The 22,643-nt window shown below is 37.3% G+C and carries 24 protein-coding genes; 5 read left to right on the forward strand and 19 right to left on the reverse strand.

What is annotated here, in order from left to right; translation table 11 throughout:
- Positions 1–4 precede the first annotated feature (4 nt).
- Positions 5–445 (forward strand): GNAT family N-acetyltransferase, encoded by a 441-nt coding sequence (locus LIV57_RS15940; protein ID WP_227943416.1) that lies wholly within the window; start codon positions 5–7, stop codon positions 443–445.
- Positions 446–613: 168 nt separating this feature from the next.
- Here the strand turns inward: LIV57_RS15940 and LIV57_RS15945 are convergent, their stop codons facing one another.
- The 8 genes from LIV57_RS15945 to panD all read right to left on the reverse strand — a co-directional run bounded on the left by LIV57_RS15945 (position 614) and on the right by panD (position 8,037).
- Positions 614–2,125: a helix-hairpin-helix domain-containing protein gene (locus LIV57_RS15945; protein WP_227943417.1), complete on the reverse strand. Its 1,512-nt coding sequence runs from the start codon at positions 2,123–2,125 to the stop codon at positions 614–616.
- Positions 2,126–2,130: 5 nt separating this feature from the next.
- Entirely contained in the window at positions 2,131–3,408 is a 1,278-nt protein-coding gene (locus LIV57_RS15950; protein WP_227943418.1) for a PP2C family serine/threonine-protein phosphatase, read from the reverse strand.
- The gene (locus tag LIV57_RS15955; protein ID WP_227943419.1) at positions 3,408–4,451 is read right to left on the reverse strand and encodes a TerY-C metal binding domain-containing protein; all 1,044 of its coding nucleotides are present in this window, start codon (positions 4,449–4,451) and stop codon (positions 3,408–3,410) included. The genes LIV57_RS15950 and LIV57_RS15955 overlap by 1 nt, the downstream gene beginning before the upstream one ends.
- A 17-nt stretch (positions 4,452–4,468) precedes the next feature.
- Positions 4,469–5,107: a vWA domain-containing protein gene (locus tag LIV57_RS15960; protein WP_227943420.1), complete on the reverse strand. Its 639-nt coding sequence runs from the start codon at positions 5,105–5,107 to the stop codon at positions 4,469–4,471.
- Between the two features lie 87 nt (positions 5,108–5,194).
- The gene (locus LIV57_RS15965; RefSeq protein WP_227943421.1) at positions 5,195–5,872 is read right to left on the reverse strand and encodes a TerD family protein; all 678 of its coding nucleotides are present in this window, start codon (positions 5,870–5,872) and stop codon (positions 5,195–5,197) included.
- Between the two features lie 27 nt (positions 5,873–5,899).
- Entirely contained in the window at positions 5,900–6,475 is a 576-nt protein-coding gene (locus tag LIV57_RS15970) for a TerD family protein (RefSeq protein ID WP_034698933.1), read from the reverse strand.
- 179 nt (positions 6,476–6,654) lie between these two features.
- A complete protein-coding gene (locus LIV57_RS15975) occupies positions 6,655–7,683 on the reverse strand; it encodes a lysylphosphatidylglycerol synthase transmembrane domain-containing protein (RefSeq protein WP_227943422.1) in 1,029 nt (342 codons plus the stop codon).
- A gap of 3 nt (positions 7,684–7,686) precedes the next feature.
- Positions 7,687–8,037: an aspartate 1-decarboxylase gene (panD, locus tag LIV57_RS15980; protein ID WP_002976902.1), complete on the reverse strand. Its 351-nt coding sequence runs from the start codon at positions 8,035–8,037 to the stop codon at positions 7,687–7,689.
- 399 nt (positions 8,038–8,436) lie between these two features.
- On the opposite strand from panD, the gene LIV57_RS15985 reads away from it, so the two are divergent.
- Complete coding sequence (locus tag LIV57_RS15985) at positions 8,437–8,727, forward strand: HU family DNA-binding protein (RefSeq protein ID WP_002976900.1); 291 nt, start codon at positions 8,437–8,439, stop codon at positions 8,725–8,727.
- Between the two features lie 256 nt (positions 8,728–8,983).
- Here LIV57_RS15985 and pdxH read toward each other — a convergent pair whose 3' ends face one another.
- On the reverse strand, positions 8,984–9,625 hold the full coding sequence (pdxH, locus tag LIV57_RS15990) for a pyridoxamine 5'-phosphate oxidase (RefSeq protein WP_227943423.1): 642 nt from the start codon (positions 9,623–9,625) through the stop codon (positions 8,984–8,986).
- A gap of 24 nt (positions 9,626–9,649) precedes the next feature.
- On the opposite strand from pdxH, the gene LIV57_RS15995 reads away from it, so the two are divergent.
- Both LIV57_RS15995 and LIV57_RS16000 read left to right on the forward strand, forming a co-directional pair.
- Complete coding sequence (locus LIV57_RS15995) at positions 9,650–10,198, forward strand: YqgE/AlgH family protein (protein ID WP_110007966.1); 549 nt, start codon at positions 9,650–9,652, stop codon at positions 10,196–10,198.
- Positions 10,199–10,301: 103 nt separating this feature from the next.
- Complete coding sequence (locus LIV57_RS16000; RefSeq protein WP_227943424.1) at positions 10,302–10,886, forward strand: N-acetylmuramoyl-L-alanine amidase; 585 nt, start codon at positions 10,302–10,304, stop codon at positions 10,884–10,886.
- An 85-nt stretch (positions 10,887–10,971) separates the two neighbouring features.
- Here the strand turns inward: LIV57_RS16000 and LIV57_RS16005 are convergent, their stop codons facing one another.
- The 10 genes from LIV57_RS16005 to LIV57_RS16050 all read right to left on the reverse strand — a co-directional run bounded on the left by LIV57_RS16005 (position 10,972) and on the right by LIV57_RS16050 (position 21,806).
- Positions 10,972–11,787, reverse strand: coding sequence for an aminotransferase class IV (locus LIV57_RS16005; RefSeq protein ID WP_227943425.1), 816 nt, complete (start codon positions 11,785–11,787; stop codon positions 10,972–10,974).
- Positions 11,788–11,865: 78 nt separating this feature from the next.
- Positions 11,866–12,252, reverse strand: coding sequence for an START-like domain-containing protein (locus LIV57_RS16010; RefSeq protein WP_034696870.1), 387 nt, complete (start codon positions 12,250–12,252; stop codon positions 11,866–11,868).
- Between the two features lie 188 nt (positions 12,253–12,440).
- Positions 12,441–13,616, reverse strand: coding sequence for an aspartate aminotransferase family protein (locus tag LIV57_RS16015; protein WP_227943454.1), 1,176 nt, complete (start codon positions 13,614–13,616; stop codon positions 12,441–12,443).
- 97 nt (positions 13,617–13,713) lie between these two features.
- On the reverse strand, positions 13,714–15,453 hold the full coding sequence (locus LIV57_RS16020; RefSeq protein WP_227943426.1) for an OstA-like protein: 1,740 nt from the start codon (positions 15,451–15,453) through the stop codon (positions 13,714–13,716).
- 3 nt (positions 15,454–15,456) lie between these two features.
- On the reverse strand, positions 15,457–15,930 hold the full coding sequence (locus tag LIV57_RS16025) for a Fur family transcriptional regulator (RefSeq protein WP_002976876.1): 474 nt from the start codon (positions 15,928–15,930) through the stop codon (positions 15,457–15,459).
- Between the two features lie 64 nt (positions 15,931–15,994).
- Positions 15,995–17,989 (reverse strand): KUP/HAK/KT family potassium transporter, encoded by a 1,995-nt coding sequence (locus LIV57_RS16030; protein ID WP_110007970.1) that lies wholly within the window; start codon positions 17,987–17,989, stop codon positions 15,995–15,997.
- Between the two features lie 114 nt (positions 17,990–18,103).
- Entirely contained in the window at positions 18,104–19,084 is a 981-nt protein-coding gene (locus LIV57_RS16035) for a pyruvate dehydrogenase complex E1 component subunit beta (RefSeq protein ID WP_110007971.1), read from the reverse strand.
- A 20-nt stretch (positions 19,085–19,104) separates the two neighbouring features.
- Entirely contained in the window at positions 19,105–19,254 is a 150-nt protein-coding gene (locus tag LIV57_RS16040) for a hypothetical protein (RefSeq protein WP_227943427.1), read from the reverse strand.
- Between the two features lie 54 nt (positions 19,255–19,308).
- A complete protein-coding gene (locus tag LIV57_RS16045; RefSeq protein WP_227943428.1) occupies positions 19,309–19,728 on the reverse strand; it encodes a DUF2147 domain-containing protein in 420 nt (139 codons plus the stop codon).
- Positions 19,729–19,877: 149 nt separating this feature from the next.
- Entirely contained in the window at positions 19,878–21,806 is a 1,929-nt protein-coding gene (locus tag LIV57_RS16050) for an LTA synthase family protein (protein WP_227943429.1), read from the reverse strand.
- 89 nt (positions 21,807–21,895) lie between these two features.
- Between LIV57_RS16050 and LIV57_RS16055 the strand changes: the two genes are divergently transcribed.
- Positions 21,896–22,609 (forward strand): CDP-alcohol phosphatidyltransferase family protein, encoded by a 714-nt coding sequence (locus LIV57_RS16055; protein ID WP_227943430.1) that lies wholly within the window; start codon positions 21,896–21,898, stop codon positions 22,607–22,609.
- Positions 22,610–22,643: the final 34 nt, after the last annotated feature.

The raw sequence follows: 22,643 nt of genomic DNA on the forward strand, positions 1-22,643 counted from the left end.
GACTATGGATCTTAACCTGCGCTATCAACAAGCTGAGGATACTGATATTGATTTTCTTCTCGATCTCAGAATGAAAACCATGAATCCTCATTATGAAAATTCCGGGCTTTCTACCGACAGGGAAACAACTTTGCAAAGAGTTCTGTATCAGTTTGAAAAAGCTAATATCATTTTTTTAGATGACCAACCCATCGGGCTGTTAAAAGTAGACAGAACATTTACCAATATTGAGGTTCTGCAGCTTCAGATTGATCCCAGTCAACAGGGCAAAGGACTTGGAAAAAAAATCTTGTCAGATATTTTAGAAGAAGCTTCTTTAGCAGGGAAAACGGTTTCATTAAGTGTTTTAAAAACGAATAAAGCACAGCATCTTTATAAAAGTCTTGGGTTCAGAATTGTGGGGGAAGACCAGTATTCTTATTTTATGGAAACGGAAAGGCAATAGATGCTTTTTTAAGTTTTGAATAAAGCCGTTGAATGTTCTCTTTGATTTAAACACAAATCTCACAAATAGACGAACACAAATGGCCACAATCATCTGTGAGTTTCTTCATTATATTTCATTCCATTCAGAATGACACTCCGGAAACAAGCCTTGATTATCCGTTAGATTTTACTGGTTTGCCATGGTTACGTAAATCAATCTTCCGCCTTCTTCTGAGGAAAGCAGTATTTTTTTACCATCAGTAAGTTCTACCATAGAGCCTGGTGGAATTTCTTTCTGTTCTGTGACATCCTTCATTCCTGATAAGCTTTGGTTGACCAATACCCATCTTCCCTGATGGAACGTAAAATATCCTACCGGCATTTTATCCTGCATCGTCAGATTCTCGTTGCGGATCACTTTCCTGGAAACATGCCATTTGAAAAGATACTGATTATGATGAACCATTAATCTATGATTTTCCGGTTTCCAGACCTCATCATCAAATTTAAAATATAAGTCTAAAACGGGTAATGTTCCCTGATGTGGTGTTCCGCAAAACGGGCATTTGGGATTACTCGTATTATCAAAGACGTACCATTTTTCTGTACAATCCGGATTAAGACATGGTTGGATCAGATCTACGGTTTTCAATAAAGCAGTTTCCCACTCATTGGCAGTGGGACGTCTGATGGGATCATGTAATCCGTCTACGAATGTTTTCCTGAACAGTTCTGAAATATATGGCCCTGTAACGGTATATGGAATCTTTTGAGGATCTCCCCAGAATGCATCCCATTTTCTGAGATGATCTGATTTTACATGGTTGGAATTATTTTGCGGATGTTCTACAAACATCGCTTTTTCTCCCATGGACAGAATTTCATCTTTTTCAGAATCCAGATCCCATATTTTACCTCCACGCAGCGGATGCCTTCTCAGCAGATACATATAAATGAGAACCGCAAGAGCATGCAGATCTGTTTTTTGATTGGGTAAATGCCTGTCCGGATCCTGAAGTTTCAGATGTTGGGTTTTTAAAACTTCGGGGGCAATAAAATCAGAAGTTCCTATAACTTCCGGCGGAAAGAGTTTGGGTACCACAAGGCCGTCAATATCGATGATACAGGCAGATTTTGTGACAGGGTCCACCAGAATATTATTGTAAGATAAATCGGAATGTGCAAGCCCCATCTGATGCAGCTTTTTCACTCCTCTGCTGATATTGACTGCAATCTGAAAATAGCTCAGCCAATCTCCAAGCTCCGACTGATCCAGTCTTAAAGGGTATTGCTGATTCCTGAACATGGGAGCTGTAAACCACTTCCCCACTTTATCCTGTCCCCGGATATTATCCGAACCGATATATCCTTTAGCAAAATAAAATTTATGGTGATAAACAGGAACTACAATTCCTGTGAGTTTATTTCTTTCAACAATATCATAAGGCCATCTGAATATTTCGTTCAGGAAGTATTCTGAAGCATTTCCACTCTGTATACTTTGCAGATACGTGGAAACAATTCTCATGATCCTTTCTTTTTGCCCTTCATCCAGCGGATTCCGGTAAAAAGCAACTACATATTCTTTATCAGGCGAAAAATAAACATCTTTCACACCGCCCCGGATGGGGTTTTCATCTACATATTCATAGGATTTGGCTGTGTCCAGAACAGAAACAACCTTAATGGTCTTTTTCATTCGTATTAATAGATTATTGCCAATGTACGGTCATCGTGGTTTCCCCTGCTCCAGAAATCGCTCCAGATTAAAAGTTCTTTATCAATCTTTTCATCGTTGATAAAATCTACTTTCGCCCTGTCATCATTATTTCCGGCAAGGTCTTCAAAAAGTGTTTTCCAGCTTTCTGTATCTTCCAGTTTATTTTCGGTGGTAAATTTAGGATCATAAATGCCATCCGTCATCAGCACCAGATAAGAAAAATCCTTTACACAGGTGATCCGGAAACGGGAAGCTATTGTATCGTTGAAAATTTCTTTCATGGTGATGAAACGGGTACCTCCGCCAAACTCTCCTACATCCATCCGGTTTAAAAGCTTAACTTCAGAAAAATCCGTGTTAATCAGATTCATCGGGCAGTCTCCCACTCCAAAACTCAGAATGACATATCCGAAACTGAACTTTTTAAGTAAAGTAAAAATAAGAGTAGCGTGCAGATCATTTACTGAAAAATCATTTTCCACTGCTGTTTTTTCCAGTGTGTGATAAACATGTAAAACACCTTCCGATAAGATATTGATGATTTTCTGTTTAGATTCCGACTCATTTTCTACGGAAGATTGGCCGTTATACAGAATGCTGACGTTATTTTCAATCTGGTTTAAAATTTCCTGTGAGTTAAAAAAACGGTTGATCGTTTCCGTTGCCAGTCTGGAACCTTCTCTTGCAGCTTTTGCTGAGCCCGCTCCATCTGAAACAGAAATAATATTCCAGCCATCGGGAAGCCTATTTACAGCAAAATCGTCTTCACGAAATTTACCTTCATGGGCATGGGAACGTCCTCTTTTGGAAGCCACCACAATTTTTTTGTCTGAAAAAGTACCTTTGAATGATTCTTCTTCCGGTTTATAAAAGGCTGCATTTCTATCGCTTGGAATGTTTTTCCACAGGTCTTTCGGATCTGCATTGACAAACAGCTGTATTTTCTTAGTCTCCATCTGATGCTGATCGTGAATATGATAAAACTGAACATCCAGATGGTACATATTATTGGTAACCGGGATTCCTGAGATTCTATTGTTTTCAAAAGTAAGCCCTGTTTCTTCAATGTTTCCGATATTCTGAATCCTGATGTTGGGAAACTCTTCCATCTCGAGACTGAACTCATAGAACTGCTTTGCACTGGCATTCTTTAAAACCCAATGCACGTCTTTGAATTCTTCTTTTTCTTTATAAATAAGAGACTGTTCCATCGTCTTTGGCTGGGATTCTGCGACAGACTTCCTGAAAAATTTGCCCATCATTAGCCCAGCGTTCTGTTAATATCAAATCCTCCTCCGGAAAATCCGTAATAATCAGAAGTTCCACACCAAGGACATTTGCTGTACCCTTCTCCTCTCAGACAGTGAATTCCTCCACACGAGCAGGTAGCTAATGCAATGGGATTGACACAATGAGGACATGCAGTACCTCCGTCCAGTTCTTCGATATTGATTTTAAGATGCGTTTTCTGATGGGAAGAAAGTCTGTAGTAGGCTTTTTCATCAATTTTATACGCTCCGTCCAGTCTGTAATATCTTGTGGCCATTCCCGGTATGCTTGATTCTGCGAATGCTTTTTTAAACTTCATCAGATAAAGCTTTTCCGTTTCCTGGCATTTTCCGTTCAATACTACAAAATTATTATCCGGGAATCTCTGTTCCATTTCAGGATCCACTTTTTCAAGAATGAGAGAATCAATTTTTGATAAATTAATTCCTTCTTTTTTGGCTTCCGTTACGCTCTGGCTGGTTGTTTTAATAGAATCCGTTACCCACTTGAAAAACTCTTTGTAAGAATTTTCATCGGAATTATTGAAGAGTAAAACGTTATCTGCCAGAGAACCGAGAAGTTTATAGTTCGTATTTTCTCCAATAGAAACGGCAATAGTGTTAGATTTTCCATTGTATTTGGTATTCCATCTTTCGATAGCTTTGGTGGCATCATCAGTGGGCACTCCGTCTGTAAACAGGAAGACGATAGGTTTCCAGTCGCCTTTTCTTTCATACGTTGTTTTCACAATATCCCTGTCAATACAATCCATTAGTTTAATTAAACCCTGGGAAAGTGATGTTCCACTTCCGACCGGAATTTTAGGCGGATAAAAACTGATAATATCCTGCATCGGCGTAATGACTTCAGCTTCTCCCGCGAAACCAATCACGGAAATATAAACGGTTTCAAGTGAATAAGGATCTTTTTTTAATTCCCTGATGATATTGGCGATCCCTTCCTGCACCTGCTCAATAGGTTCTCCTACCATAGATTCGGAGACGTCTACTAAAAAATAAATAGGCAGTCTTCTCATGCTGTAAAGACAATTTTTTAAATAATAATAGTAAGCTCCGATGGTGGCGGAGGTAATGTGATGTTTTCTCCTGTATTCTGTGATTGTCCTCCCTGAGTAATGGAAGAACTCACCCATTTGAAAAAGGAAGAAAGGGTAATGGCATCCGTAGTATCAAGCTTCACCACATGATCTGTGAGTTCCTTCAGAAACTTTTCATCAGCTTTCGGGCCTGCTGCACATCCTACGATAGCACCAAATTCCAGTCCTCTGATCACCGGGATCATCTGCCTGTATTTCTGAATATCAGAAGGTTTTCCATCTGTAAATATAAAAAGCAGCGGCTGCCAGTCTCCCTTTGTCTCGGCAGATTCTTTTACAATTTCTTTCTGCATCAATTCTGAAACCATTTCCAGCGCTGCTCCTGTATGCGTCGGGCCACTGTCCGGACAGGTAATTTCCATGGGATAAAAGCTCGCCAGGTCTGTTAAGGGTATCATATTTTTAACATCTCTATCGAAGGTAATAACACTCAAATGCAGACTGTCCATTGCCTGCGGATCTGCACGGAGCATACTGATAAGGCCGTTGAAACCATTATTCAGTGCTTGAATAGGCTCTCCGTTCATGGAACCTGAAGTATCTAATAAAAAATAAGCTAATAATCTCCTGCTCATTATAGACAAGTATTAATTCGAAGCCGTCGGCGGAAGTCTCCGACTTCCGCCGACGGCTTTTATTATGGTTTAATAAAATTCAAGAATTTAGTTGGAATACGCGTATTGCTGTCTCAGAATATCGATAAAATTATCTGTATGATGCGGTTCTCCTACGGCGCGGAATTTCCAGTCTCCGTTGTGGCGGTATGCTTCTGCAAAAACCATTGCACACATTCCGTTCATACTTGAATCACCTGAAAGGCTGTATTTTGTAATTTCTTTTCCTGTAGCATCTACGGCACGGATAAATGCATTTTCAATCATTCCGAAGTGCTGGTTATTGGTTCTTCCCTGATAAATGGTAACAAGGAATACTATTTTCTGATAACTCTGATCCAGCTGATCCAATCTTACAATGATCTGTTCATCATCTCCATCTCCTGCTCCGGTTCTGTTGTCTCCGGTAAGCCATACATTTCCGCTTGGATGCTGCATGGAGTTGAAGAAAACCACATCTCCCTGGTAAAGCCCCATCTGTCTTCCGTCATTGGTCTGTACCGTTCTTCCGAGATTGGCTACTTTTCCGTTACCATCTAAAAGAAATGCTACTGCATCAAGGTCGTACTCGGCTTCTTTACTGAATAGTTTTCCAAAAAAACCGCTGCTTTGTTTTCTTACATCCCATCCTAAGCCGATGGTTACTTTTGAAAGATCATACACGCTTTCACCGCGGTCATTCTTTCTTAAATCTATCGTTTGTCCTTTCTGTAAATTAATTGCCATAGTTATAGTTTTTGTGAATTTGACGATTTATTTGATGATTTGTCCTTTGTAGTATTTTTCAAGAAAGAAACCAAGATCTGCTCTGTATCCTATTCCTGAAGCTTCAAACTTCCAGCTGCCGTTTCTTTTGTACAGTCTTCCGAACTCTACTCCTGTTTCAATGGAGAAATCTTCATCCAGTTCGTATTTTGCAATCTCCTGATTTGAATGGTTATCAACTACTCTGATATAGGAGTTTCTTACCTGTCCGAAATTCTGCCTTCTTCTTTCAAAGTCTTCTATGGTGACCACAAAAAGGATCTCTTCCACTCTTGAATCTACTTTATCAAGGTCTATAATGATCGCTTCATCATCGTCACCATCACTGTTTTTACCACTCGGATCATCTCCTGTATGGGTAAGGGCTCCATCCGGAGAATTTAAGTTATTGTAAAAAACAAAGTATTCTTCGCTTACTAATTTTCTGTCAGAATCAATCATGATTGCAGAAGCATCCAGGTCAAAATCGTAGCCGGTTCCTTCATTCGGATCCCAGCCTAATCCAATCGTCATTTTCGTCAATCCTATCTCGATCTTTTGTCCTTTCTGTAGATTAATTGCCATAGTGTTTTATATTATGATTATTTTTTGCATTAAGATAGAAGTGATTTACGAATTGACCAAATTTATTGATGAAAAAATGTTCCATACCGCTTAATTTTAAACTCTTTAAATCACAAAATTCTCATAAAAAAAGGTCCAATTAAAAAATTGAACCTTGTATTATATAAAAATGTATTGAATTAATTTTCAAATTCTTTATCCGAAACTGCTGTATTTCTTGCTTTGGCGAGCATAGGAATAGAGATTAATCCCATTACCAGCATAATTACAATCTGCAGCGGTAAAGAAATAAAGGAGTACGTAAGTCCCATTTCACCGCCAAAATCTGCACTTTTCCCTACTGAAATAAAAAGAGCCATAAAACCATACTTCATGGCAAGGTTATACGCTCCGATTCCTCCACTGGCAGGGATAATCATACCTAATGTTCCTACTACAATAATAAAGAAACCGTCTGCAAAGGTAAATGCTGAAGTTTCAGGAAGAGCAAAACATACCAGATATGCAGCAAAGTAATAGCAAATCCAGATTCCTAATGTATAAAGAATGAATTTTCCTTTTTCTTTTAATTTAAAAATAGAAGTAATCCCCTGAAAAATCCCGTCAATAAAGCTAACCACTTTTCCTAAAAAAGGAATTCCTGAAAGTTTCTTTTTAAAAACAAAAAATACAATTGTTCCAATTACCAGAATGGAAAGGATCAATATTATTTTATTAGAATTAATATTTACTCCTGAATTTTTATAGAATGACAGAATGGCTTCGTATTTAAACAATAATGTCAGTCCTAAGAAACCAAGCATACAGATCAGATCTACTACTCTTTCCAGAATAATAGTTCCGAAAGATTTATCTACAGGTACTTTTTCCACGCCATATAAAGCGGTTGCCCTTGCCACTTCGCCACTTCTGGGAATCGTAAGATTCATCAGGTAACCAAATGAGATGGACCAAAGCGCATTGGAATTGGAAATTCTGTGTCCCATCGGCTCCAGCATCAGATTCCAGCGGATCGCCCTGAACCAGTACGCCAGAAGACCAAATACGGAAGCAAACAATACCCAGATATAATTCGCTTTTGCCAATGACTTTTGAATGACTTTAAAATCCAGACCTCTTAAGGCAAGCCATAAAAAAAAGCCTGCAAAAGCAAGCGATATTACTATTGTAAGTATTGATTTTACCGGACTTTTTGATGTTTTCTCCATGTACTACGTAAGAAGATTTGTTTTTTCATCCGGGAAAACGATCTTTGGCTGGAAGTCTTTTGCTTCTTCCGGAGTCATCTGAGCATAGGCAATGATGATAATGATATCATCTTTCTGTACTTTTCTTGCTGCAGGACCATTCAGACACACTTCTCCTGATTTTCTTTTCCCTTTGATCACGTAGGTATCAAAACGTTCTCCGTTGTTCACATTCACGATATAGACTCTTTCTCCCACTACCAGACCGGCAGCTTCTATAAGATCTTCATCGATCGTTATACTCCCTATATAATTAAGGTCAGAGGCAGTTACTCTCACCCTATGAATCTTAGACTTGAAAACTTCTATTAACATGTTGCAAATTTATTAATAAAAATTAATAAAACAGGCGTTTATTGTCATTTTAAAACTCCCACAAACACAGGGGGTTAATTTAACAAAACACAAGAAATATAAAAATTACTTGTAAATTTAATAATCATATGGTCAAAAAAATTAATTCTTCATACACAATTTAGGATTTAATAAATACGAAAAATAATATTAACTTTTTGCTAAAGTCAATACACATAAGCATTTGGCATGATTTTAGTAACCTGTAACGTAGATTTTCTGTGAAAAGTGGAATTATCATATTTTAACTGATTTCAGTGAAATGCAAAAAAATTGCACAAGTTTTAATAAAAAAATTGCACAATTAGAAAATAGTACTATATTTGCTATAATTACGAACTAACTTTAATATTAAAAATTATGAACAAGTCTGAATTAATCGACGCAATCGCAAAAGATGCAGGTATCACTAAAGTTGCAGCAAAAGCTGCTCTGGAGTCTTTCATTGGTAACGTTACAACTACATTAAAGAAAAAAGACGGAAAAGTTTCTTTAGTAGGTTTCGGTACTTTCTCAGTAGCTGAGAGAGCGGCTAGACAAGGTATTAACCCTGCAACTAAAAAACCGATCAAAATTGCTGCTAAAAAAGTTGCTAAATTCAAAGCTGGAGCTGATTTATCAAATGCAGTTTCAGGTGCTAAGAAAAAATAATCATTCAGATTACAAAAATTCACGGCTGTTTCTTAGAAACAGCCTTTTTTTATGTCAAATTGTGACCGGAAATTCAACCATTAAGAAGCTTTAAGTGGTTTAGAATTATTAAGTTTTGGCTAGAGCCGTATCATCATATCTAATAAAAATAAGCGGGCTAAAGCCCGCTTCTATTGATATTACAAATTTTATATTTTCAAGCGCCTTATCTCCTATTGGAAACCGCCACTTCTAACTTCTAACTTCTAACTTCCCATTACGGAGCCAGTCTCGAGATTTTCCAGTCAAGATCTTCAAGCTCATAAATAATCCTGTCATGAAGGCGATTGGGTCTTCCCTGCCAGAATTCAATTTCATAAGGTCTTGCAAGATATCCGCCCCAGTGGGCTGGTCTTGGAACTTCCGTATTTTCATACTCCTTTTCCAGCTCTTTTAACTTATCTTCCAGAAATTCTCTATTGGGAATTACCTGGCTTTGCGGAGAGACCACAGCGCCGAGCTGGCTTCCTTTCGGCCTGGAATGGAAATAACCGTCGCTAAGGTTTTCTGCCACCTTTTCAAGATCAGCTTTGATGATAATCTGCCTTTCAAGATTAGGCCAGAAAAAATGCAGGCAGGCTTTATGGTTGTTTTCTATTGCTTTTCCTTTTTTGCTGTTATAATTGGTATAAAAAATAAATCCTTCATGGGTATATGCTTTAAGCAGTACCATTCTTGTTCTTGGGCACCCATCTTCTTCTACTGTAGAAACCGCCATAGCATTAGCTTCTGAGATCATCGGACTCTCATTGGCTTCCAAAAACCAGTCTCTGAACTGTTCAATTGGATTTTGTTTTATCTCACTTTCAATAAGTTGGGATTTCTCGTACACTTTTCTTCTGTCGTGCAGGTTTTCCATAAATATTTTTTATTAAATTTGAGTATGAATCACTCATACAAAGGTAAAATATTAATCTCGACACCCGACATTTCCGGCGATATTTTTTCAAGATCGGTAGTATTGGTTATTGAACATAATGAAAGTGGTGCATTTGGTTTGATATTGAATAAAAAGAACAGCCAGATGAGTAGCAAATTCAAAGATTTTTTTGACTTTAAAATTGAGGTATATGATGGAGGACCTGTAGAAAACGACAAGGTATTTTTCATTGTAAAAGGCAAAAGAGTTACAGAGATCTATACAGACATTACTGATGAATACTATCTTACAGAAGATATCGAACGTATTATTAATGCGGTTTTAAGCAGTGAACTGGATATCAACCATATCAAAATCTTTTCAGGATATTCCGGATGGTCTTCTCATCAGCTGGATACTGAAGTTCAAAGAAAAATGTGGACGGTAGTGGATGTTTATAATCTTGATTATACGCTTCCCAATGATCAGACACTCTGGAAATCTATTATGCAGAATCTTGGAGGAGAATTTCTTCTCTGGGCCAACTCCCCTGAAGATATTTCCCTGAACTAAAAGTATATTTTTCGTATCATTCTGATAATTAACAAACTTTAAGATTCTTTTAACCAATTTTAAAGAAAGTTTTTCCGTTCTTTGAAAAACTAAAATCACTGATATGAAAGGTATTACACTACTTGCTTTATCAATATTTTCTACAGCGTTTTTATCATTTACTCCTATCAGCAAAAAATACATTGTCATTGATGCCGGACATGGCGGAAATGATTTTGGGGCTGCTTATGGTGAAATTCTGGAAAAAAATATTGCATTAAGCATTGCTAAGGAAATCCGGAAAATCAATGAAAACCAGGATAAGTATGAGGTCATTTTAACAAGGGATTCAGACAGTTCTCCTACCCTTGCTGAAAGAACAGATCAGATCAATAAGCTGAACCCTGAAATGGTCATTTCTCTTCACGTTAACAGTTCTCCTCAGAAGGAGAGATCTGACAACGGATTTGAAGTTTACGTTCAGAATTCTGACGTATCAAAGGAGTTGGCCGGAAAAATCTATAAGAAATTCAATGCCCGTAAAATTGAAGAACGCCAAAATCTTCACATGCTAAGAGAAACCAAAGCACCTGCTGTATTGGTAGAACTTGGTTTTATCAATAATTCCGATAACAGGAATTATATTACCAGTGAGAAAGGGCAGAAAGAAATCGCACAAAAATTTGTTGAGATTATCAACGAATATTAAATAAAGAAACAATTTCTGATTTTACTCAGAATAAAACCCGGTAAAGGACTTCTGGAACTTTGTTGTTTACCGGGTTTGTCAATTTTTATGAATTAAAACTTTTCTTCCAGCTTTCTACCAATCCGGAGAAACGGGAAGTTTCAAAAGTCTTGTTTCTTATCTTACCTACAGAAAACATACCTTTCTCATCAGAAATCATTAAAATTTCTTCAGCCTTCTGAGATTCAAATGCGATAATCTCGTGTTCCTGAATATCTGCAAGATTATTTTTATGTAAAAAAGTAACAAAGTTTTCCATCAAAGGAGAAATGTAAGCTCCTTCCGTCTGCTTTGGTACTTTGATAATATCACCTTCTAAAAAGAGAAGATTTCCGGCAGTGGTACGCGCTATTCTTTTGTTTGGATTCAGAAGGATCACATCGTCAAGATCATTTTCCTGCGCATAGATCACTCCGTAAATGTTTTCCGGACAGTGAACCCGGATATTGCTCAAAAGGTTGTTATTAACATTAATTTCCTTAATCAAATCCAATTCCAGAGGTCTTTGATGAACAACAAGCACATCAGCCATTTCCGTCACCTCGTAAAAATAGGAAACTGAAGATTTTGCCAATGTCATTCCATCATTATTTCTGAACACCTGGAAATTGATAATTCCATTGCTTATTCCTTTGCCTTCAATAATTTCTTTTTGAAAAAGGGTCTGGAAAAACTCCAGCGTGTAAGTCAAAGGAATATTCAGTCTCATCTTTCTCATGGAAGCCATCAGAAAAAAATAGCATTCTTCGTCCATGATCAATCCACCATTTCTTAGAAAGAAAGAAACTTTTACTGAGTCTCCCCAAAGAAAAGCTCTGTTCTTTACATGTAACTCGTCTGATGTAAAATATTGATTTTCCAATTTTTGATGTAATTTATTTACAAAAAAATAATGAACGATAAATCGTTCATCAGTTTTATCATTTCATATAGCCCGGTATTATGCCGCACCTAGTTTTATTCTCAGGTTTTCGATAAGATTTTCCCAATACATTGCATTTTCCTCTTCATCACCTTCTTCACAGAAGTCTGTAATATTTAAAGCCAGATCTTCTGTAATATCATCGATAGTGATCGTCATTTCAAAGAAATTTTTTGTTCCTTCATCTTCTTCCCATCTGAAACGCACGAAACCTTCAGGCTTATATCTGATCAAAGTGGCCTTCTCAGCAGGACCTCCACCCCAGCTAAAAAAGAAATCATCGCCTTTCTCTGTTACCTCATCCGCAAACCATTCAGACAATCCCTCTGCAGTCGCCAGATATTCGTACAAAATCTCTGATAAACAGTGCATTGGAAATTCGTAATGGACTTTATGTTTCGCCATATAATCTTTGTTTTATCGTCCCGCAATATATAAATTAATTTTTTTATTACGCAAAAAAACAATTACTTTTTTATAGAATCTGCATGATATTTATCACTGGCTTTACATCCCTGTGATGGTAAGTTTTAAAGCTAAAAGTTACCATGCAAGACATAAAAAAATCTCTCCTTTCCGGAGAGATTTTATCTTTAGTTTTCATTCAGTATGTCGATAATAATCTGACATCCTTCTCTTATTTCATCCAGAGATAATGTAAGAGGCGGAGAGATTCTCAGGTATTCATTTCTGTACAGCTGCCAGAAAACAATAAGTCCTCTTTCCATACATTTTTTAGCTACTTCCAGAGTATATTCAGGAGTTCCGAGATTGACAGCCAGCATCAAGCCTTTACCATTGATATTTTTGATTTTTGGGTGAACCAAAAGTTCTCTGAACAATTTCTCTTTTCCCTCTACTTCGTTCATTAAACCGCTTTCCAGCACTTCTTTCAATGTAGCATAACTTGCCGCTGCAATGAGTGGATTTCCTCCAAAAGTAGTAATATGCCCTAATTTAGGAGAATGTGAAAGCGTTTCCATGATTTCTCTGGAACTCATAAAAGCTCCTACAGGAACACCGCCTCCCATTCCTTTACCCATGACAAGAATATCAGGAACGATACCAAAGTGCTCGAAAGAGAATAACTTCCCTGTTCTTCCAAATCCCGGCTGTATTTCGTCTAAAATTAAAAGCGCTCCTACTTCTTCACATCTTCTCTTCAGTTTGATCAGGTAATCGTTATCCGGAACGAGAAACCCTGCTGCTCCCTGAATGGTTTCAAGGATAACACAAGCCGTCTTTTCTGTGATTTTATCGAAGTCTTCTTCATTATTAAATTCAATAAAAGAAACCATCGGTAATAAAGGACGGAATTCTCTCTTGTGAGTTTCATTTCCTGAAACACTTAAAGCGCCGTGGGTATTTCCATGGTAAGAGTTTTTAAAGGAAACAATTTCTTCTCTTCCGGTATATCTTTTGGCTAGTTTTAAGCTTCCGTCAATGGCTTCTGCACCGCTGTTCACAAGGTAAGTAACTTCCAGCGGATCCGGAGTAGCTTCTGCAAGCAGTTTACATAACGCAACAGGTTTTTCCTGTGCATATTCACCATACACCATGACGTGAAGGTATTTATCCGTCTGCTCTTTGATAGCATCCACAACTTTAGGGTGTGAATGTCCCAGCGTATTGGCAGAAACTCCTGCTACAAAGTCAAGATATCTTTTTCCGTCTGTACCGTAAATATAGCTTCCTACTGCCTTCTCCACTTCAAAACCTGCAGCAAATTTTGTGGTTTGAGCCTGATATGTAAAAAAATCTTTATGCATTTCCATTGTCTCCAAAAATTTCAGCAAAGCTATAAAAGATTCATTAAACGCTAAAATTAATCCACAAAAAAGACCAGTACTTTACTGGTCTTTTCTGTTATTTTCTGGTACGTTTAGGTTTTTTGGCTTCTTCTTTGGCCTTTTCATCATCTATGGCTTTCTGTGCTTTATCGAAGAGCTCATTATCTGCTGTATATTGTATTTCTTCGTTATTCGGAGTGTCTACAAGGATATCCTGCCACTTCCGGATCCGGTCTCTGGTATTCCAGTTAAAATCCGGGAACTTTCTTTTCGACGGTTCTATCATACTCATCGGATAGGTATCGGAAACAGCTCCGATACTGCAGGAAATAATCTGTAATGCTCTTTCTTCAAACAATGCTCCGATAATTCCGCAGGTAGACAAGGTAATCCCTATTCTTTCCGGTTTTTTGGTTTCCTGATCGGTATCATCAACATAAACGATAGATTGGGCGTTTCCAACTACTCTTGCTTCTTTAATAGCATTTTTCTCATAGTACACCGTCATGAATTTCCCTTTCACCTGATTGAACTCATCTTTCAGGTTCAGGGAGTCTACTTTACTGATGGCAAAGGCATTTCCAATTACTTTTAAGGAATCAATATCTTCCGTTTTGGTATTGAAGTAGGCTTCTACTTTATCTCCGGTTACCTGCTTTTCACCGCTCCAAAGAATCGGGTTGGTATACATATGCATGATTCCGTCTGTTTCGTTGAAAGCAATGGAATCTGCTCTTCCCTGTGCATTGGATTTATAAATACGGGCTTTTTTGAAGGCTCTAAGATAGCTTTTCTTCACTTTGATATCCAGTGAGTCCGGTCTTTGATAAGAGATGATTTTTTCTGCAGCGAAATAAATGGAGTCTTTTTCCATCACTTTTACAGCATACGGACTTTTAGTCATCATTGCGGAGTCTTTTTTCTCGAAAATCTCTCCGTATCCTCCTTTTATGTATCTTCTTTCTTTAGGATCATCCAGGGTTACATTGCCTGTTGCTTTACCAAACCCTGAAATCTGATTGTAGTACATATCATCACCGGTAAGGATTTTTTCATTGTAAAATATCCTTGAGTTTTTGGTTAAATATGCCTCCTTGGAATCCATTTTATAGGTTCCTCTTTCCGTATAGATTCTGTTTCGTGGATTGGTTTTGCTGGTAATGGTTGTAGGACCATTAAAATCGGCAATTTTTGTATTTTGATTCTGCTTGATATTTGGACCCTCTATAGTATACTGAGGGGTTTCAATCTTTACATTCCCTGTAAGATCCACCACTCTTGTATTGAGAAAATAAGTTCCTACTTTAGCATAGGTAACATTCTGGCCGTCCGAAATTGTTCCTCCTGTATTAAAATAAGCCTGATTTGCCAGTCTGTCGTAATACAGAATATCTGTTTTTATGGTCTGTTTAGGATCCGTCAGGACCACATTTTTTCTGGCAACACCTTTCTGGGTATTGGCATCATATTCCATTTCTCCTGCTGTGATTACAGAGCCGTCTGTATTTTGAAGTCTTGTATTGCCTATTGCTTTTACAAAGTTTTCTTCATTATACAGAACTACTTCATCTGCAGTAAGAATGGATCCCTGATGTTCTATCTGAACATGACCGGTAAAATATTGATTTCCGTCATATTTTTCAGGATCTTTCTTGATTTCGTCTGCGTGGATGATCTTTACTTTATCTTCAGGTCTCACCTGTTGAGGCTGAGTGGGTGAAGGAGCCTGCAGATAAGGATCTCTCTTCACAGGAGTTTTATCCTGCGCAAAGTTGAGCGTAGAAATAAAGAGTAACAGAAAAAGGGCTATTCTCATTAATTAGTCATTCTTAGTGCCATAAAAATATAGCGAATGAGAATCAATTTTTACGCCAAATGCTTCTTCAATGGCTTCTTTGATTCCTTGGATTCTTGGGTCACAGAATTCAATAATTTCCTCAATCTCTTTATCAGAGTCTTTTTTGTAGATCACCAGATGGTCATGCTGTTTGTCAAAATAAGACTTTTCATAAGACGAAGAAGTCAATGTCTTTTCTCCGAACTGATGCTTACGGATTAAACCTGCATCAAGGAAAATTTCAATCGTGTTGTAAATCGTTGCTTTGGAAACATGATATTTTTTCTGCATCATCAGAAGATACAGATCATCAACGTTGAAGTGATGATCCATATTATAAATTTCTTCCAATATCGTATATCTTTCAGGTGTGTTTCTGAACCCTTTTTCTAATAAGTAGTTTCTCAAAACATCCTTGATCAAAGCTATATTTTTTTCTTTTTGTATTGTATCCATTAAAAAAATTATCTACAAATTTATTGAATTTTATTTAAATAGATAGTATGGTTAATACGAGTGGCTACGAGTTGTGACGGAAATATCCGGACTGCTCGATCTTATTGTCATAAACTGTTAATTCTGTGATCGGTGCAGATTCTACCTCAACATTGTGCGAAGATACTCCCCAGGCCTTAAAGTCGTCACTTCCGATATACTTCACAAAGTTGTAAATGTTAAGAGTAATCTTCTGTTTAACAGTTAAAAGGATATCGTTGATATAGGTGTTATCTATGATCACATATTTAAGATCCGGTGGTATATCATGAGCTCTTAAAGATGGATGGCTGCTTCTTGAAGGAATGGTTCCGTCCGCCATTAAATCTTTGAGGACCATATTGAAATAATCGTTGATTCTTCGGTCTACTTTAAATCCTAAAAGGAAGTTGATTTTATAAACGGTTCCCGGAAGAATCTCGTCTACAGTATATCTGAAAGTATAGGGATCTTCCTGATTGACAATACTCAGGATAAAATAATGATCTGCTCTTTTCGGCTGTTTTTTGATGATGGAATAGATAATTTTTGATTCCACTTCATCATTTCTTTTTGCCCTGCTCAGGTAAGCAAGGTTGGTAGCATATTTCGGAATAGTTTCGTCCAGCTTCATGTCTTTAAGGATAGACACATATTTTTCTATTTTCACAAACTGAATAAATCTTGTTTTGATCAGTCTTCCGTTGTACCATGCATACATAGAAACTCCGATAGAACCTGCCAATACAACGGTAATCCATCCACCTTCCATGAACTTGATGATGTTGGCACTGAAGAATCCTAATTCGATAGCCATGTAAACCATTGCGAAAACCAGAATCAGTACCTTGCTTACTCTGTGCTTCAGCAGCCAGAATACTAATAAAACGGTGGTCATCAACATCGTTACGGTAATGGAAAGTCCGTAAGCGGCTTCCATTTTTCCTGATTCTTTGAAATGCAGAACAACAATGATACACAGGATAAGAAGTCCCCAGTTGATTCTTGGAATATACATCTGTCCTTTTACTCCGGAAGGGTAATCAATTTTCTGATTCGGCCAAAGGTTAAGAGACATTGCTTCTGAGAATATGGTAAAAGAACCCGTAATCAATGCCTGGCTGGCAATAATTGCAGCGGCTGTTGCTAAAATTACTCCCGGAATGATCATCCATTCCTGCATGATTCCGAAGAACGGGTTTATTACAGAGAAACCAGGTTTGTTATGATTGGTCAGAAGCCATGCGCCCTGTCCAAGATAGTTTAGAATAAGCATGATCTTAACGAATGCCCAGCTTACTCTGATGTTTTTAGCTCCGCAGTGTCCCAGGTCAGAATACAGCGCTTCTGCTCCGGTAGTACAAAGGAAAACCGCTCCTAAAATAACAATGGCACTCGGAGAGTTCACAATAAGCTTATAAGCGTAATAAGGGTTGAAAGATCTTAAAATCTCAAAGTTTTCACTTAAATGCATTACTCCAAGACCTCCCAATACCAAGAACCAAACTACCATTACCGGACCAAAAAACTTTCCGATAAAGCTGGTCCCGAACTGCTGTACCACAAAAATAGCAATCAGAATTCCGATGGTGATTGGAACAACAGGAGTATGGGGATTATAAATTTCAAGACCTTCAATAGCTGACATTACCGTCAGTGATGGGGTAATTACTCCGTCTGCAATAAGTGCCGCAGCACCAATAATTGCAATGAGGTACAGCCATCCTTTTTTAAGGTTTCTTACCAGTGAAAACAAGGCAAGAATACCTCCTTCACCTTTGTTGTCTGCTCTCAAAGCAATGATCACATATTTGATTGTGGTCTGCAAGGTAAGGGTCCAGATAATACATGAAAGAGCTCCTTCTATGTATTCATTGAAAGGCATATTGCTTCCCTGAGATCTTGCATTCACAATTGCTTTCATTACGTAAAGCGGAGAGGTACCAATATCTCCAAAAACAATTCCTAGAGACACTAAAACTCCTATGAAGGAAAGTTTCTTTATGTCGAAGTGGTAGCCATCTTCTGTAACTTCTGCCATATCAGCTTAATTTATTTTAAAGGCGCAAATTTATACTAATTTTATGACGTCAAGAATTTTTCTTCATGAATATAATAAATGAAAAAACTTCCTTTCGGAAGTTTTTTTCTATAACTATTTTACGTACATCGCTTTTTTGATCTCCTCTTTTACTTTTTCAAGTTTTGGGAACCATTCTGCAAATAATGCTGCAGAGTAAGGTGCAGGTGCATCAGGAGTAGTAATTCTCTTGATAGGAGCATCTAAATAATCAAATGCTTTTTGCTGTACCATATAAGTAATTTCTGAAGATACTGATCCGAATGGCCAGGCTTCTTCTAAAATAACCAGTCTGTTTGTTTTCTTTACAGATTCTAAAATTGTATCGAAGTCAAGAGGACGAACAGTTCTAAGGTCGATAACTTCTACAGAGATTCCTTCTTTAGCCATATCTTCTGCTGCCTGTAAAGCAAGCTTCATGATCTTTCCGAAAGAAACCAGAGTAACGTCTGTACCTTGTCTCTTGATATCTGCTTTTCCTATTGGTAAGTAGTATTCTTCTTCAGGGATTTCCATTTTATCTCCATACATCTGCTCAGATTCCATGAAAATAACAGGGTCATTATCCTGGATTGCTGTTTTCAACAATCCTTTTGCGTCATAAGGGTTAGAAGGTACCACCACTTTAAGCCCAGGGCAGTTGGCAAACCAGTTTTCAAATGCCTGAGAGTGAGTAGCTCCTAATTGTCCTGCAGAAGCAGTAGGACCACGGAAAACAATTGGACAATTCCACTGTCCACCACTCATCTGACGGATTTTCGCTGCGTTATTGATAATCTGATCAATTCCTACCAATGAGAAATTGAATGTCATAAATTCTACGATGGGTCTGTTACCATTCATTGCGGCTCCCACAGAAATTCCTGTAAATCCAAGTTCTGCAATCGGTGTGTCAATTATTCTTTTTGGACCAAATTCATCCAGCATTCCTTTTGAAGCCTTATATGCACCATTATATTCTGCAACTTCCTCCCCCATCAGGTAGATGGATTCGTCTTTACGCATTTCCTCGCTCATTGCCTGTGCAATTACCTCACGAAAAGTATATTCTGCCATATTTTCTTGAAAAATTTAGACTACAAAAGTAGTGTTTTTTTATTATACACATCATAAAAACGCTCTTCATTTCCATGAGAAGTCATAATATTAACTGTATTTAAAATAAATTTTTCTTCCTGATGTCCCGTTCTTGTGGATTTTCCCGCTTCCTGAGATTTTTTGTTCATAAAAAATGACATCTCATTTCTGAAATGTCATCTAAAATTCTATTTAAACTTAAATTAATTAGCTTTTTCCCAAATCTGGGTTCTTCCTAATAAAGATAATCCCAAATACCCTCTTACGTTCAGTTTATCACCGCTTCTTGTAATGGTACATTTGTATGTTTTTCCTGTTTTGGGATCCGTGATAGTTCCTCCTGTGAACTCATCGCCGTCTTTTTTCAGCCCTCTGATGATTTCCAATCCTAAAATTGGTTTTCCTTTTCTGTCATCTTTACAAGCCGTACAGTTTGATTCAGCTGGTTTTATTAATAACTGAGAAACTTTCCCATAGTATTTTCCGTCTGATTTTTTGTACACTTCAACAATAGATTTTGCCTGTTTTGTTTCATCATCTATCGTTTTCCACTTACCTTCTATCTGTGCAAATGTAAGTACGCCACATAAAGAAAGTGCGAACGTTAACAATATTTTTTTCATATTTTTTATAGTTTTAATTTTTATACAATACTTTTATCTACGTATTGATAAAAATATAAATTAATTTTCAACGAACAAAAACTTTTATTATACAAAGCATAAAGAGACAAAGAAAAGTAAAAAAACAATCCAAAGTTGCCTCTTTCTCATTAATAAAGTTTCCTGTTGATCACCCTATCCATATAATCCTGATACCAGGCTTTTGCAGTTTTCTTTCCTTGTTCTGTTTCAGGATTTCTAACTTCATTCATGATATTTTTTTCCAGGCTCAGATCAGATTTATCATAGACTCCGATGATTTCTTTTCCGTCAAAACGGTAAATATAATTTCCGATCATGAACTGATCCGTACTTCCATCTGAGTTGACAACGATGAAAGGATATTTTTTATCACTCACAAGACTTCTTCCCCAGCTTCTGATTGGTTTATTGTACCCGATAAGGTCAGCCAGTGTAGGATAGATATCTGCCTGCTGCGCTATTTCCTGACTGACTCCTTTTAACTGATAGGCAGGATTCGGAGAATAGAAAACCAACGGAACGGCATAACGGTTCATGGCTCTTTCATATTCAGGATAATATACCTGGTTGGTGTGATCTCCTGTGAAAACAAAGATTGTATTATTATACCACGGCTGTTTTTTAGCCGTTTCAAAATATTGTTTGATTGCATAATCCGTATACTGCATAGGCTCATGGATTTCAATTTTTCCTTTTTTAAATTTACCGTTATATTTTTCAGGGATTTTAAAAGGGTGATGGGATGATGCCGTAAATACAGTAGTCATAAAAGGCTGCTTCTTTCCGACATTTTTCGCAAAATACTGAAGGAAAGGTTCGTCCCAGATGGCCCACATTCCATCAAAATCTTCATCATGATTATATTCTGTTTTCCCGAAATAATGTTTAAATCCTAAGATATTTCCGAACCCAAGGAATCCCATAGAACCATTGGGCGCCCCATGATAGAAAGAAGTATCATAGCCAAGATCATTACATACGGAAACAATAGACTGAATTTTCTGATTGGAATACGGAGACCCTGTAAACGCATCCGTCAGGCTCGGAATTCCGGCCAATACACTGCTCATCCCGTGAATCGACTGTCTTCCGTTCGCAAAAGTATTCGGGAAAATAAGGCTTTGGGTAGCCAGGCTATCCATAAACGGAGTGTAAGAAACATAATCTTTGATATTTTTATCTTTATTAAATGCTCCGGAATATTCTCTCCCGAAAGATTCTACGATGAAAATAACAATATTCGGACGGTTCTCTACTTTTCTGTCGTATACTTTATAAGGCTGAACATTTTCTTCAATAAACTTTTCATCTACAAAATGTACTTCCTTGAAATTATTGGTATTTAAAGTCCTGAAAAAGGAAAACGTACTATTGAGCACCATATTGCCCTGCAGAGGATTGGTTACAAAACGGGTTGCATCCACCATATTAATAGGTCTGGTACTGTGTTTAAAATCTCCTCTGATTCCTCCCACAACCAGCACTGCTGTGATGCATAAAGTAATAATGGAGGTAATAAAATAAGGTAGTAATTTCAAAGGTTTCACCTCTTCTACTTTCACCTTTTTGTAAAGGAAAACCCATAAGATCATCAGAATCACATACCATATCAGTACAAAAGGATGTTGCCCGATAGAAATCATCAGCACTTTAGAAACGTTAGATTCGTGCTCTGCCACCTGAAACACTGCCGAAGTAAGCCTTGCCTGTGAAAATTTATAGTAAATAAAATCTCCGAAGTTCATGGCATAAGCAATCCCGTTGGTAATAAAATACAGCCAGAAAAGAACTTTCTGAAAAGTTTTCTTTGTGTTGATGACCAATGGCAGTAAACTAAGCAATATAAACAGTGCATTAACATACAAAATGGCTGTGGTATCAAAAGCAGTACCATGGAAAGCAAGCTTTATATATTCTGAAACGGAGTCTACTTTAATCAGGTCTTTATTAAAATACCAGAATAAAAGTCTGGCAATCTGATAAAAAACATAGGCCAGAAAAATCCTGTAAACCAATGCCAGAACTTCCTGTTTTCTAAATCCTTTTAAAAATTTCATGGGGCAAATTTACATCAAAATCACTTTAATGCCTTTTTTAGTTCAGATTATTTTGAGTTAGAATTTTTAAAAACTGTAATTTTGTGTTTATGGATTTTATAAAGAATAATCTGGCCAATGCTTTAACTCTGGCTAATTTATTTGCAGGCTGTGTAGGTGCAATACATTTAATATTAGGAGATTATCAGACAACGGCAATCTGCCTTATTCTCTCTTCGGTTTTCGATTTTTTTGACGGCTTTGTAGCCAGAGCTTTAAAATCAAATTCCAATCTTGGCCTTCAGCTGGACTCGCTTGCGGATATGGTAAGCTTTGGAGTGATCCCGGGACTTACGATGTATAAAGCCCTTGAACCTTTTGGAGCTGAGCTTTTGGGAATGCATTACCCATTTGAGATCAAATATCTGGGACTCATTGTCACTGTATTTTCCTGCCTGAGGCTTGCCATTTTTAATCTGGATGAAGAGCAGCGTTATTATTTCAAAGGGTTGAATACACCTACCAATACCGTTTTACTGTTCGGTCTTTATTATGCCTTTAAAGAAACCGGAAATTTCAGCTTTTTATTTGATCATGAATTGCTATTAATCCTGCTTACTCTTCTTACGTCATGGCTTCTGATCAGCCCGATCAGGATGATGGCTATGAAATTCAAATCAAAACAATTAAAAGATAACTACCCTAAAATTGTATTACTGGTGGGAGGAATTGTTATTCTTGCGATATTCCAGGTTGTTGGAATTCCAATGCTGGTTATTTATTATATGCTGGTGTCACTCATTTTTCAGGGACAGCTAAAATAGTTATTAAAATAAAACACATTTCAAATTATTAATC

The sequence above is a fragment of the Chryseobacterium sp. X308 genome, assembly GCF_020733145.1.
GTDB classification, from domain to species: domain Bacteria; phylum Bacteroidota; class Bacteroidia; order Flavobacteriales; family Weeksellaceae; genus Chryseobacterium; species Chryseobacterium cupriresistens.